This is a genomic window from Mesorhizobium sp. ZC-5 (assembly GCF_025753855.1).
GTDB lineage: Bacteria > Pseudomonadota > Alphaproteobacteria > Rhizobiales > Rhizobiaceae > Neomesorhizobium.
Window position 1 is genome coordinate 642,959 of record NZ_JAOWPT010000003.1, and the last position, 11,723, is coordinate 654,681.

Genomic DNA, 11,723 nt, shown 5'->3' on the forward strand with positions numbered 1-11,723 from the left:
TGGCTAGATACAGCCAAAGCGATGACCGGTCCACCCGTGACGTCGCATGCGACAAACATCACTGGGGAAACGCCTAGGCTATGGCTACCGCCCACAGGAACAGCAATGTCGCTATAACGCCAAGGCCGGCGCGGGCGACGTGCAACTGTCCCCATTTTTCGACCAGGCGACGGCTTTCCGGGCCTGCGTTGGCGGTGTCGGTGGCCAGCAGCGCGTCGTTGGTCGGCTTGATCACCAGCAGCGTGTAGGGCCAAGGCAGAAGCAGCGCGACGGCGCCTGCGAGCCAGCGCCAGTCGCCGCTCAGCCACCAGGCGGCTATGCCCAGAACGCCGCCGATCAGCGCCAGCGAGGCCTGCATCGCGGCGCCACGCTTGTAGGCCGGTTTCCATTGGGTGAGCAGCGCCTTGTTGTCGAGCGCCAGCCGGGCCGGCTGCTCGGCTGCCAGGACATAGACCGCGGCGCCGCTGAAGAACGCCGCTATCGTGAGCGCGAGTTGGCCAGCCAGCATGACAACCTCCGGAGCTTCGACCTTGACGTATGGCGTGGCGCCGCGATTGCAATGGTTTCGCCGGTCCGGATATGCAATAGCGCAATTGGCGTCGGTCTTGGCCGTGCCGGGATGCAGTGAGGGACGCACGCGATGACGGGTTTTGCGGAACGGGTTTCGTCGGCGGCCAGCGCCATTCGCACGCTCTTCCCGGAAACGCCGCTGCAGCAGAACGATTACCTGTCGAAGAAAACCGGCGCGCATGTCCTGTTGAAGCGCGAGGACCTGACGCCGGTGCGCTCCTACAAGATCCGCGGCGCCTTCAACTTCTTCCGCAAGGAACTCGCCGACGGCGAGGCGCCGTCGCTGTTCGTCTGCGCCTCGGCCGGCAACCATGCGCAGGGTTTTGCCTTCGTCTGCCGGCATTTCGGCAGGAAAGGCGTTGTCTTCATGCCGGTGACGACGCCGCAGCAGAAGATCGACAAGACGAAGCTGTTCGGCGGCGAGTTCGTCGAGATCCGGCTCACCGGCGACTTCTTCGACGATTGCTACCGCGCCGCGCTGGATTTCTGCGAGGCGAGCGGCGGCCATATGGTGCCGCCCTTCGACCACAAGGACATCATCGAGGGACAGGCGACTGTCGGCTATGAGATCGCCGACCAGATGCCGGGCGGCCGTACTCCCGATATCGTCGTGCTGCCGGTCGGCGGCGGCGGCCTGTCGGCCGGCGTCACACGCTATTTCACCGAGCAGGGCAGGCAGCCGCGCTTCGTCTTCTGCGAACCGGCCGGCGCTCCGAGCCTCAGGGAAAGCCTTGCCGCAGGCAGGCGGGTGAAGCTGCCCAGAGTCGACAACTTCGTCGATGGCGCCGCGGTCGCCGAGATCGGCCGCGAGAATTTCCGCCACCTCAAGGATTTTCCGGCCGATGCGGTGCGGCTGGTCCCGGAAAACCGGCTCTGCGCCACGATGGTGGAGATGCTGAATGTCGAAGGCGTCGTGCTGGAGCCGGCCGGTGCGCTGGCGATCGACGCGCTCAAGGATTTTCCGAAGAAGGACATCCGCGGCAAGACCATCGTGCTGGTCGTTTCCGGCGGCAATTTCGACTTCGAGCGGCTGCCCGACGTCAAGGAGCGGGCGCTGCGCTTCGAGGGACTGAAAAAATACTTCATCTTCCGCTTCCCGCAGCGGCCGGGCGCGCTGCGCGACTTCCTGCAATTGCTCGGTCCCGACGACGACATCAGCCGCTTCGAATATCTGAAGAAGTCGGCGCGCAATTTCGGCTCGGTGCTGATCGGCATCGAGACAAAGGACCGGAAGAATTTCGACGTGCTGGCAAAACGCTTCCACGAAGCCGGCTGGGCCTATGAGGACATCACCGACAACGAGATCCTGGCCGGGCTGGTGATATGATCCGGATCGACGCGCTCGACCATATAGTGCTCTGCGTCCGCGATGTGACGGCGACGCTCGCGTTTTACGGGCGCGTGCTCGGCATGGAGGCGCGCCAGGAGCGGCCGGGAAAGTGGTCGCTGCATTTCGGTGCCAACAAGATCAGCCTGCAGGATGCCGCGGCGGCGCCCAGCATTGCCAGGGATACGGTGCCCGGCAGCGGCAATTTCTGCTTGCTGTCACAGACGCCGATGGCCGAAATCGTCGCCTGGCTCGGGCGCGAGGGGGTCGCGATCGTCGACGGACCGGGCGAGCGGGCAGGGGCCGTCGGGCCGATCCTGTCGATCTATTTCAACGATCCGGATGGCAATCTTGTCGAAGTGAGCAACCGGATTTGATGCGGAAGGGACCGGCGCGATGACTGTTTATATTCTTCTGTTCCGCGGCGTTGGTGGCGCCACGCAGCTGCCGACCAAGCCGCTGCGCGAGGCGCTGACCAAGGCCGGCTTCGAAAATGCCGGCACCTACATCAACAGCGGCAACGCCTACCTGAAGACGGACATGCACCGCGGCGAGATGTTGAAGACGGTGGCTGAGATTTGCGAGAAGCAGTTCGGCTTCACCAAGGCGATCTACGCGCCAACGCTCGCCGACTGGAAGAAGGTGATCAAGCAGAACCCGTTCGAGGGCAAGTTCGAGGAAGGGCGGTTTCTCCACGCGTCATGGCTGGAGAGAGCGCCGGCGAAAGAAAATCTCGACGCGCTGCGGGCGCTCGCCGTGAAGGGCGAGGGGATCGAGGTCGTCGGCAACGTCGCCTATCTCAACACGCCGGGCGGGCTGAGTTCGTCGAAGCTCGGGGCGAAATTCGATAAAGGCCTCGGCGTGCCAAACACCGCCCGCAACTGGAACACGGTGCTGAAGCTGCTGGAACTGGCGAAGGCGGCCGGCAGATGAGGTCTCCCACCACGCAGCGCGTCGGCAGCGTGACGTTCGGCGACGATCGGCACAGCGCAAACAAATTGCCATTTTGCAGCGCAGCATTAATTCCTTGCTTTTCCGGGCGAATTCCCCCATATGCGGCGGCATAGGCGCTTGGGCCGGGTTTTTGACCGGCCTTCCTGATCAATAGGACTGGTTGCGTCTGGTTTCTCCCCTTTCCGGTTTCGGCAAGTGGCGGAATAGTCCCGCGGGCATGAAGCTTGCGGGCACGACAGCGCAGCCGCGCGGGCAAAAGAAGCCCGCCGCCTTGTCGTTTCATAAAACATCAACGGTGGCAGGTTGCGCCCTGCCGCGACACTGCGTGCGGCCAGAGGCCGCTTGAAAGAAGAACAAATTGAATAATGAAATCAATGCGGAGCAGAACGGCTTCGCGAAACTCGGCATTACCGGCCCGCTGCTGAAGACGACGATCGCCGCCGGCTTCGTCGACCCCAAGCCGATCCAGGTGCAGGCAATTCCCGCGCAGCTCGAAGGCCGCGATATTCTCGGCGTCGCCCAGACCGGCTCCGGCAAGACGGCGGCTTTCAGCCTGCCGATCCTGACCAAGATCGTCGGCCTCGGCACCAAGCGCCTGCCCAAGACGGCGCGGGCGCTGATCCTGGCGCCGACCCGTGAACTGGCAGTGCAGATCGAGGACACCATCCGCGTGCTGGCCAAGGGCCTGCATGTCTCGACCGCGCTTGTGCTTGGCGGCGTCTCCCGCTTCAGCCAGGTCAAGAGGCTCCAGCAGGGCGTCGACATTCTTGTCGCCACCCCCGGCCGTCTCACCGATCTGGTGCGCGAAGGCGATGTCAGCCTTGCCGAAACCCGCTGGCTGGTGCTCGACGAAGCCGACCGCATGCTCGACATGGGCTTCATCAACGATGTACGGCGCATCGCCAAGGCGACGCACCGCGACCGCCAGACCGCGCTTTTCTCGGCGACGATGCCGCAGGAAATCGAACAGCTGGCGCAGAGCCTGCTGAAGAACCCGGTCCGCGCCGAAGTCTCGCCGCAGGGCACCACCGCTGCCGAGATCACGCAGAGCCTGGTCATGGCCCGCACCAAGCAGAAGCGGCAGATCCTGTCGACCATGCTTGCCGACGAGGCGATGAGCTCGGTGCTGGTCTTTGCCCGCACCAAACATGGCGCCGATCGTGTCGTGCGCGATCTCGAGCGCGACGGCTTCAACGCCGCCGTCATCCACGGCAACAAGTCGCAGAACGCCCGCCAGAAGGCGCTCAACGGGTTCCGTGACGGTTCCGTCCGCATCCTTGTCGCGACCGACATCGCGGCGCGCGGCATCGACGTGCCCGGCATCAGCCATGTGGTGAATTTCGACCTGCCGGATGAAGCCGAAAGCTACGTCCACCGGGTCGGCCGCACCGGCCGCAACGGCGCCGAGGGCATTGCCATCACGCTGTGCGATCCGACGGAGGCGAGCAAGCTGCGCCAGGTTGAGCGCATCATCCGCATGAAGCTGCCGGTCGCCGCCGACCATACCGGCCAGCCGGACCCGCAGCGCGATCCGCGCGAGCGTGCCGAGCAGGCTCGCGAGGCGGCCAATGACCGTGCACGCGAAACGCGCCGTCCGCAGGGGCAGAAGCCGCGCGGCGGCAACGGCTTCGGCAAGCCGGCCTTCGGCGCCAAGCCGGAAGGCGGCAAGCCGCAGGGCCAGAAGCCGTTCAAGGGCGGCAACAAGCGCCGCTTTGGCGGACGCCGTCCGGCGGCACGCGCCGCCTGACGCTGTGGGCCGAGCCTTCAGGGGCTTGGTCCATTGCTTTCTCCGGTGAAGATATCTAGGGCGGTCGAGGCGATGCTTCGGCCGCCTTGTTTTCGCGGGAGAGAGACATGGCCGGTATCGCCGCACTTGCCGTCGCTTACGTGCTTTCGCAGTTCTACCGCTCCTTCATGGCGGTGCTCACACCCGCGCTGACCGCCGAACTCGGCGCGACCAAAGCCGATCTTTCCCTTGCATCCGGCGCCTTCTTCATCGCCTTCGCTCTGTCGCAGTTCGCCATCGGCGTCTCGCTCGATCGCTATGGCCCGAAACTCACGGCGGCGATCCTGCTTGCCGTGGGTGGTGGCGGCGGCGCCTTCCTGTTCGCCGCGGCTGAGCAGCCCTGGATGATTACCGCCGCGATGGTGCTGATCGGCATCGGCTGCGCGCCGGTGCTGATGGCATCGCTCTTCATTTTCGCGCGCATCTATTCGACGGCGCGCTTTGCGATGCTAACGTCATGGCTGATCGCCTTCGGCGCGGCGGGCAACGTGATCGGCGCGGCGCCGCTCGCCGGCGCCGCGGAAGCTTTCGGCTGGCGGCCGGTGATGATCGGCCTCGGCCTCGTCACCTTGGGCGTGGCGGCCGCCGTCCTGGCATTGGTGCGCGATCCGGCGCGGCCGGAAGGCGTGCCCGCCGGCGCCTCCGGCTTCGCTGGATTTGCCGAGCTTTTGCGCATCCGGATTTTGTGGCCGATCATTCCGCTGACCGCGATCAACTACGCGCCGTCCGCCGGTATCCGCGGTCTCTGGGCCGGGCCTTATCTCGCCGAGGTCCATGCCGCGACGGCGATCGTCATCGGCGAGGTCACGCTGTTCATGGCGCTGGCGATGATCGTCGGGTCGTTCGTCTATGGGCCGCTCGATACCTTGCTCCGGACCAGGAAATGGGTTGCCGTCAGCGGCGTCTCGCTCAACCTGCTGGCGATCTGCTTCCTCGCGCTGTTCACCGTTTCCAGCATCCCGACGACTACCGCGGCGTTGGTCGTGATCGGCCTTTGCGGCATGAGCTACGGCCTCCTGATGGCGCATGCACGCGCCTTCATGCCGCCGCATCTTGTCGGCCGCGGCGTCACCCTGATGAACTTCTTCTCGATCGGCGGCACCGGTGCGATGCAATTCGCCACCGGCGCGGTGGTGACGGCGAACGCGGTGCCCGGCGAACCGGCCGCCGCCTACAGCGCGCTGTTCGCCTTCTATGCCGCGATACTTGCCTTCACGTTGGCGATCTATCTGTTCTCGCGCGACGCGAAACCCGAAAGGCATTGAGTTCGGTCGAACAGGTTGCGCGGCTATGACGTCGGATAGGGCGTGCCGTCCTTGTGCACGAACCGGCCGTCGGCATTGGCACTCATCATGTCGATATCGGAGCAGGTGGTGAGGTCGTCCGGATTGCGCGAGCCCACTTCCAGATAGACCGCCGTGGCGGAAGACCGGTTGATCATGTGATGGCCGTTGCCGGTGTTTTTGGCAAAGGTCGCGCAGTCGCCGGCGCGCAGGATCGTTTCGCCGCCGTCCTCGACGAGCGTCAATTCGCCTTCCAGCACATAGACGAGCTCGTCCTCATGGCTGTGCCAGTGGCGCTGGCTGGACCAGCCACCGGCCGGCAGTGTCATCAGGTTGACGCCGAAATCGCGAAGCCCGCCGGCGTCGCCGAGCCGCCGCCGCGTCCGGGCGGCACAGGGCGCATCGAACGGCGGCGGATAGCCTGAACATTTACGCGCGGGCACCTTGGCCATGTCGATCTTGGGCATCTGCTGCTCCTCTCGTTCCGCTTCGAAGATTAAGCGAAAACCGCCAGGACCTGTCCAGTCTTAGGACGTCTCGTGGCGAGGCCTAGAGCGCCGTCGCCTTCACCCAATCGATGATTCGTCGCGCCAGCGCATCCGTCGTCGAAGGCGACAGCGCATCGCCTGCGATGACGTGGCTCGACGGATCGTCATTGTGCTCGACAACAAGGATCTCATGCTTTGCGCCCCAGCGTGCCGCGATGTCGCGGGTGAGTTCGGGCCGCACCACCTTGTCGCCGTCCGAGAAGATGAACAGCATTGGAATGGCGATCGTGTCGACCGCCGCGTTGCGGGCCAGCTCAGTCAACGCTGCCATCGGCACCGTCGTGCTGCTTGGATAGCGGCTGGTCCACCATTTCGCGTGCAACTCGTTGGCGACGGGAAAGCTCCGCTCCTTGCCGATGATCAGCTCGGCGATCTGCTTGCCCCACGGCATGGTCAGGATGAAGGCGCCGGAAGCCTGAACGCCGTAGTTGGGCGAAATGAACGCCATCGTCGCGATGCCGTCGCTCAGCTCGGGCTGCGTGGCGCCCCAGGTGGCGAGCGCCGCACCGGTGGAAGTCGCGATTACCACGACGCGCTCTCCGATGGCGCGGCCGATGGCGATGGCCTCTGCATAGTCGTTGACCCAGGCGTTGATCGAGCCGTCGGCCATCGCCGCGCCGGGCTGCCCGTGGCCGGTCAGGCGCGTGTAGAAAAGATTGGCGCCGAGTGCCGCCGCGACTTTGTCGGGCAGGGGGCGGATTTCGCCTTTCGAAGCGGAAAAGCCGTGGATATAGACGATTGCCAGCGGCGTTTTCGCCCTGGTCGCCGAGTCGGCCCAGATGATTTCTTTCTGCAGCCCGTCGCGTATGCCGGGAACGCCGGCCTCGACCTTGGCGAGATAGGCCTCCGGGTCGCTGCCGATCGCGGCCGGATCGAACCGAAGCGTGGTGTCGACGGCGACGCGCGGCCCGAGCAAGAATGCGATGGCGACAAGAGCGGCGACGATCACTATCCCGGTCACCATCTTCCGCCCCATCGCCAGTCTCCCGCGAAAACCGCGCGCCAAGCAGTAGCGCCGCGGCAAAAGCCTTGCAACGGCGACGACGGGTGGCTGCTGAAGTGCTTAATCTTTCCTGAGCTTGCGCATCGGACCGAGCGGCCGCTTGCGCCAGCCCGTCGCCCAGTTCATGAACCAGAAATAGACAGCATGCGGGAAAAGCTTGAGCACCTTCAGGAACAAGGTGAAGCGCCGCGGGAATGCGACCTCGAAACCGCCTGTTCTCAGCCCTCGAGCAATGCGTGCCGACGCCCTGTCGGCCGGCATGATTCCGGGCATCGGGAAAGATTTCTTCTCGGTGAGCGGCGTTTCCACGAAGCCCGGGTTGATGATCTGGAGGCGGATATTCATCTTGTCGAAATCGAACTTCAGGGATTCCGCGAGATTGTTGAGGGCAGCCTTCGATGATCCGTAGGCGGCGGCGGAAGGGAGGCCGAAATATGCCGTGACCGATCCCATGAGTGCGATATGGCCCCGCCCGCGTGGCTGCATCCGCGCAACCAAGGGTATGAGACCGTAAAGAGCGCCCAGGATATTCAGTTCGTAGGTTCTGGCGAAGTTCTGCACATCCATCCGCTCGCCGCGCGTCGGGAAATAAGCACCGGCGTTGAAGATCGCTAGCACGATCGGGCCGGCCTCAGCTTCGATGGCGGCGACGGTCTTCAGCATCCCGTCTTCGTCGGTGACGTCGCATGGAAAGAGAAGGATCCGGCCGGGCAAGCCGGCGATCTCGTCGACAAGGGTCGCAAGCCTTTCTTCGTCGCGTGCAGTGACGGCGACCGTGTAGCCTTCAGCCACGAGATCGCGCGCCAGCGAGCGGCCGATGCCCGTACTCGCCCCTGTGACCCACGCCACGCCATCCCCGGGCTGCGCTCGATAAAGACTCATTTTGATTGCGTATCCGTCCGTTATTGTGACTGCTTCTATCGGTGGCACCGGTTGATGGATACCTAGCGGCGACGTCGACGGATGAAAAGGGCGTACCTCTATCCGATGTTCCGGTGCGGCCAATTCGACAAATGCGGCTGGACCACGCAAAATCCTGCCTTGAAAGCGCGCGTCGTGGTTTTTAGGGTCGGTCCGCATTCAATGAAGGATATCCCATGCACCGTTCGGTGATCGACGTTATCGGCAACACGCCGCTGATTCGGCTGAAGCGCGCTTCGGAAGAAACCGGCTGCGAAATCCTCGGCAAGGCCGAATTCATGAATCCTGGCCAGTCGGTGAAGGATCGCGCCGGTCTGTTCATCATCCGCGACGCCGAGCAGAAAGGCCTGCTGCGGCCGGGCGGCGTCATCGTCGAGGGCACCGCCGGAAACACCGGCATCGGGCTTACGCTGGTCGCCAAGGCGCTCGGCTACCGCACCGTCATCGTCATTCCCGACACCCAGAGCCAGGAGAAGAAGGACACGCTCCGGGTTATGGGCGCCGAGCTGATCGAGGTTCCGGCGGTCGCCTACAAGAACCCGAACAATTACGTCAAAGTGTCGGGGCGGCTCGCCGAACAACTGGCGAAAAGCGATCCGAACGGGGCCGTCTGGGCCAATCAGTTCGACAATGTCGCCAACCGCGACGGCCATACCCGCACGACGGCGGAGGAGATATGGGCGCAGACCGGCGGCAAGGTCGACGGCTTCGTCTCCGCGGTCGGCAGCGGCGGTACGCTGGCCGGCATCGCCTTCGGGCTGAAGGCGAAAAGCAAGGACGTCAAGATCGCGCTGGCCGACCCGCTGGGCGCGGCGCTCTACAGCTTCTACACCGAAGGCGTGCTGAAGGCCGACGGCTCGTCGATCACCGAAGGTATCGGCCAGGGCCGGATCACCGCCAACTTGGAGGATTTCGCTCCCGACTTCTCCTACCAGATACCGGACGAGGAGGCGTTGCCCTACGTCTTCGACCTGATCCAGGAGGAGGGCATCTGCCTCGGCGGCTCCTCCGGCATCAACATCGCCGGCGCCATCCGGCTGGCGCGCGACCTCGGCCCGGGCCACACCATCGTGACCATTCTCGCCGACAGCGGCACGCGCTATCAGTCGAAGCTGTTCAATCCGGCATTCCTGCGCACCAAGAACCTGCCGGTACCGGGCTGGATGGAGAGCGATCCGCAGATCTCCGTGCCCTACGAGCAGGTGGCCTGATGGCAGGCACCCGAGCGATTTTCCGGGACGACGCGTATCTCAGCGAAACCGACGCCGAAATCATCGCCATCAACGAGCGTGGCGGCGTCATACTCGACGGCACTATCTTTTATGCCACGTCCGGCGGCCAGCCCGGCGATATCGGCCATTTCGTCAAGCCGGATGGCTCGAAGGTCGTCATTGCTGGCACCATCACCGGCGAGACCAAGGACGAGATCCTGCATCTGCCCGCGCCAGGACAGCCGGCGCTGGCGGTCGGCGATCGCCTCAAGCTGGTCATCGACTGGGACCGCCGCTACCGGCTGATGCGCATGCACACGGCCTGCCACCTGCTGACCGTGGTGTGCCCGTACCCGATCACCGGCGCCTCGGTCGGCGAGGACGAATCCCGCATCGATTTCGACATTCCCGATGCCGGATTTTCCAAGGAGGACGCGACGGCGAAGCTGATGCAGCTTGTCGCGGCAAATCATCCGGTCTTCACGCGGCTGATCACCGATGCCGATCTCGCGGCCAATCCCGGTCTGGTGAAGTCGAAGAACGTGCGCCCGCCCGCCGGCACCGGAAAGATCCGGCTCGTCTGCATCGGCGACGATGCTTCCATCGACAGCCAGCCTTGCGGCGGCACCCATGTGAAGGCCTCCGGCGAGGTCGGCGAAATCCATGTCGGCAAGATCGAGAAGAAGGGCCGCGAGAACCGCCGCTTCCGGCTGCGGTTCGGACCGATGCCGGCGCAGTGAAGGCTGCGCCGGCGGTTCAGTTCCGCGGACGGCTCTGGCGCATCTCGTAGAAACTGGCGCGTTCGTCCCAGCGGATCAGCAGCTTCTGCGCCGCATGCGGTACCGATACCGGATCGTTCGCTTCCGCCCGCAAGGGGCTCAAATCCTTTTTCGAATCGAAGTTCATCACCCAGATGAACTCGATCTCCTCGTCATTGGTCTGCCGCCGCAGCAATTCCATGCCGCGGTAGCCTGGCATGCGCATGCCTTCGAACGCCGGAAACATCAGCGTATCCAGCAGATGTTCGTAGGCGTCGGCGTTCTCCGGCCTGGTGTAGCCGCGCCAGATCCGTCTGATCATCGAAGTATCCCTCGTTCGCTGCCTCCCGCAAGGCAACCCCGAGGTGGTAACTGAGATCAGCCGGCGCAAGATGTACCGCGTTAAAAATCCGTGAGCCGGCGACTGTCAATGGTAATCCCTGGTGATCCTCACATCGTGATGTGACGACCGTACGTCCCATCGCTGGAGGATTTTCTGGGCCGCGGCGGGAACGTAGGCTGTGGAGTAATCCTCCCCCTGGAAGGCGATGACGTTGTCGAGGGAATCGAAGCTCATCACGGTGGTGAACTGGATCTCCTGCCCGAGCTTGCGGCGGTAAAGCTCGATGCCGCGGTAGCCGGGTATCTTCTTGGCCTCGATGCCGGGAAAGACCTCCGTCTCTAGCAGCCGTTCATAAGCTTCGGCATTCTCGGGTGTCGTGTAGCCGTGCCAGATTCGCTTGATCATTGTGTTGTCCTTGTCGCAGTGCATGCGCGATTCTCGCATGAACCGGCAAGGCATGTCCTTGCTATCTGTTGCTGGAGAGATCAGGTTTCAGCTATGATATGCCAATCAGTTTAGATTTTAGGGCAGAAAATGGCTGAAAACTCGATAGACGAGACCGATCTGCGCATCCTGAAGGCCTTGCAAAAAGACGGACGGCTGACCAACGTCGAACTCGCCGAGGCGGTAAACCTGTCGCCGTCGCCATGCCTTCGGCGGACCAAGCGCATGCAGGAGGAGGGGATCATTCGCGGCTATCGGGTGGAGATCGACCGCCGCGCCGTCGACCTCGGCCTGACCGTCTTTGTCGGCTTCAAGGTGCATCAGCACACGCGCGAAAACGCCGACCGGCTGGGAGCGGCGCTCGACGGGATCCCGGAAGTGGTGTCCTGCTTCATGGTGTCCGGCGAGGATGATTTCATGGCCGAAGTGGTGGTGAAGGATCTCGCCGCCTACGAGCGCCTGCTGTCCGACCGGCTGCTGACGCTGCCGATGGTCGCCGGCATCCGCTCCAATTTCGCGTTGCGCACGATCAAGACCGCTGCGCCGCTGCCATTGTAGTTGCGCATCGTTGGCTG

Annotated in this window: 14 protein-coding genes; 8 read left to right on the top strand and 6 right to left on the bottom strand. The window is 63.9% G+C overall.

Going from position 1 to position 11,723, the window contains the following annotated elements; all coding sequences use genetic code 11:
• Nucleotides 1-73 precede the first annotated feature (73 nt).
• Complete coding sequence (locus OHD58_RS11830; RefSeq protein WP_263803480.1) at nt 74-508, bottom strand: DUF1772 domain-containing protein; 435 nt, start codon at nt 506-508, stop codon at nt 74-76.
• 132 nt (nt 509-640) lie between these two features.
• Between OHD58_RS11830 and ilvA the strand changes: the two genes are divergently transcribed.
• The 5 genes from ilvA (at nt 641) to OHD58_RS11855 (ending at nt 5,902) form a co-directional block, all read left to right on the top strand.
• The gene (gene ilvA, locus OHD58_RS11835) at nt 641-1,897 is read left to right on the top strand and encodes a threonine ammonia-lyase IlvA (RefSeq protein WP_263803481.1); all 1,257 of its coding nucleotides are present in this window, start codon (nt 641-643) and stop codon (nt 1,895-1,897) included.
• Complete coding sequence (locus OHD58_RS11840) at nt 1,894-2,274, top strand: VOC family protein (protein ID WP_263803482.1); 381 nt, start codon at nt 1,894-1,896, stop codon at nt 2,272-2,274. The genes ilvA and OHD58_RS11840 overlap by 4 nt, the downstream gene beginning before the upstream one ends.
• Before the next feature lie 19 nt (nt 2,275-2,293).
• A complete protein-coding gene (locus tag OHD58_RS11845) occupies nt 2,294-2,830 on the top strand; it encodes a DUF1697 domain-containing protein (RefSeq protein WP_263803483.1) in 537 nt (178 codons plus the stop codon).
• 379 nt (nt 2,831-3,209) lie between these two features.
• Complete coding sequence (locus OHD58_RS11850; RefSeq protein WP_263803484.1) at nt 3,210-4,598, top strand: DEAD/DEAH box helicase; 1,389 nt, start codon at nt 3,210-3,212, stop codon at nt 4,596-4,598.
• Nucleotides 4,599-4,705: 107 nt separating this feature from the next.
• A complete protein-coding gene (locus OHD58_RS11855; RefSeq protein ID WP_263803485.1) occupies nt 4,706-5,902 on the top strand; it encodes an MFS transporter in 1,197 nt (398 codons plus the stop codon).
• A gap of 23 nt (nt 5,903-5,925) precedes the next feature.
• On the opposite strand, the gene OHD58_RS11860 is transcribed toward OHD58_RS11855, so the two are convergent.
• From OHD58_RS11860 to OHD58_RS11870, 3 genes are all read right to left on the bottom strand, one after another.
• Nucleotides 5,926-6,387 carry a cupin domain-containing protein gene (locus tag OHD58_RS11860; RefSeq protein WP_263803486.1) on the bottom strand — a complete coding sequence of 154 codons (462 nt, stop codon included), beginning with the start codon at nt 6,385-6,387 and terminating at the stop codon, nt 5,926-5,928.
• Nucleotides 6,388-6,469: 82 nt separating this feature from the next.
• A complete protein-coding gene (locus OHD58_RS11865) occupies nt 6,470-7,444 on the bottom strand; it encodes an alpha/beta hydrolase (RefSeq protein WP_263803487.1) in 975 nt (324 codons plus the stop codon).
• An 87-nt stretch (nt 7,445-7,531) separates the two neighbouring features.
• Nucleotides 7,532-8,353, bottom strand: a complete 822-nt coding sequence (locus OHD58_RS11870) for an SDR family NAD(P)-dependent oxidoreductase (protein ID WP_263803488.1) — start codon at nt 8,351-8,353, stop codon at nt 7,532-7,534.
• 215 nt (nt 8,354-8,568) lie between these two features.
• Between OHD58_RS11870 and OHD58_RS11875 the strand changes: the two genes are divergently transcribed.
• Entirely contained in the window at nt 8,569-9,603 is a 1,035-nt protein-coding gene (locus tag OHD58_RS11875; RefSeq protein WP_263803489.1) for a cysteine synthase A, read from the top strand.
• On the top strand, nt 9,603-10,343 hold the full coding sequence (locus OHD58_RS11880) for an alanyl-tRNA editing protein (protein ID WP_412177197.1): 741 nt from the start codon (nt 9,603-9,605) through the stop codon (nt 10,341-10,343). Before OHD58_RS11875 ends, OHD58_RS11880 begins: the two co-directional genes overlap by 1 nt.
• Nucleotides 10,344-10,359: 16 nt before the next feature.
• On the opposite strand, the gene OHD58_RS11885 is transcribed toward OHD58_RS11880, so the two are convergent.
• Together OHD58_RS11885 and OHD58_RS11890 are read right to left on the bottom strand one after the other, a co-directional pair.
• Nucleotides 10,360-10,683 carry an antibiotic biosynthesis monooxygenase family protein gene (locus OHD58_RS11885; protein ID WP_263803490.1) on the bottom strand — a complete coding sequence of 108 codons (324 nt, stop codon included), beginning with the start codon at nt 10,681-10,683 and terminating at the stop codon, nt 10,360-10,362.
• Between the two features lie 105 nt (nt 10,684-10,788).
• Nucleotides 10,789-11,109, bottom strand: coding sequence for an antibiotic biosynthesis monooxygenase (locus OHD58_RS11890; RefSeq protein ID WP_263803491.1), 321 nt, complete (start codon nt 11,107-11,109; stop codon nt 10,789-10,791).
• A 129-nt stretch (nt 11,110-11,238) separates the two neighbouring features.
• Here OHD58_RS11890 and OHD58_RS11895 point away from each other — a divergent pair, with 129 nt between their 5' ends.
• Nucleotides 11,239-11,706, top strand: coding sequence for an Lrp/AsnC family transcriptional regulator (locus OHD58_RS11895; protein ID WP_263803493.1), 468 nt, complete (start codon nt 11,239-11,241; stop codon nt 11,704-11,706).
• Nucleotides 11,707-11,723: the final 17 nt, after the last annotated feature.

Bases quoted from the DNA above. Each gene is read 5' to 3' on its own strand.
- OHD58_RS11870 (WP_263803488.1), bottom strand. From the start codon at position 8,353: ATGAGTCTTTATCGAGCGCAGCCCGGGGATGGCGTGGCGTGGGTCACA.
- OHD58_RS11845 (WP_263803483.1), top strand. From the start codon at position 2,294: ATGACTGTTTATATTCTTCTGTTCCGCGGCGTTGGTGGCGCCACGCAG.
- OHD58_RS11865 (WP_263803487.1), bottom strand. From the start codon at position 7,444: ATGGGGCGGAAGATGGTGACCGGGATAGTGATCGTCGCCGCTCTTGTC.
- ilvA (WP_263803481.1), top strand. From the start codon at position 641: ATGACGGGTTTTGCGGAACGGGTTTCGTCGGCGGCCAGCGCCATTCGC.
- OHD58_RS11895 (WP_263803493.1), top strand. From the start codon at position 11,239: ATGGCTGAAAACTCGATAGACGAGACCGATCTGCGCATCCTGAAGGCC.
- OHD58_RS11890 (WP_263803491.1), bottom strand. From the start codon at position 11,109: ATGATCAAGCGAATCTGGCACGGCTACACGACACCCGAGAATGCCGAA.
- OHD58_RS11885 (WP_263803490.1), bottom strand. From the start codon at position 10,683: ATGATCAGACGGATCTGGCGCGGCTACACCAGGCCGGAGAACGCCGAC.
- OHD58_RS11875 (WP_263803489.1), top strand. From the start codon at position 8,569: ATGCACCGTTCGGTGATCGACGTTATCGGCAACACGCCGCTGATTCGG.
- OHD58_RS11855 (WP_263803485.1), top strand. From the start codon at position 4,706: ATGGCCGGTATCGCCGCACTTGCCGTCGCTTACGTGCTTTCGCAGTTC.
- OHD58_RS11860 (WP_263803486.1), bottom strand. From the start codon at position 6,387: ATGCCCAAGATCGACATGGCCAAGGTGCCCGCGCGTAAATGTTCAGGC.
- OHD58_RS11880 (WP_412177197.1), top strand. From the start codon at position 9,603: ATGGCAGGCACCCGAGCGATTTTCCGGGACGACGCGTATCTCAGCGAA.
- OHD58_RS11840 (WP_263803482.1), top strand. From the start codon at position 1,894: ATGATCCGGATCGACGCGCTCGACCATATAGTGCTCTGCGTCCGCGAT.
- OHD58_RS11830 (WP_263803480.1), bottom strand. From the start codon at position 508: ATGCTGGCTGGCCAACTCGCGCTCACGATAGCGGCGTTCTTCAGCGGC.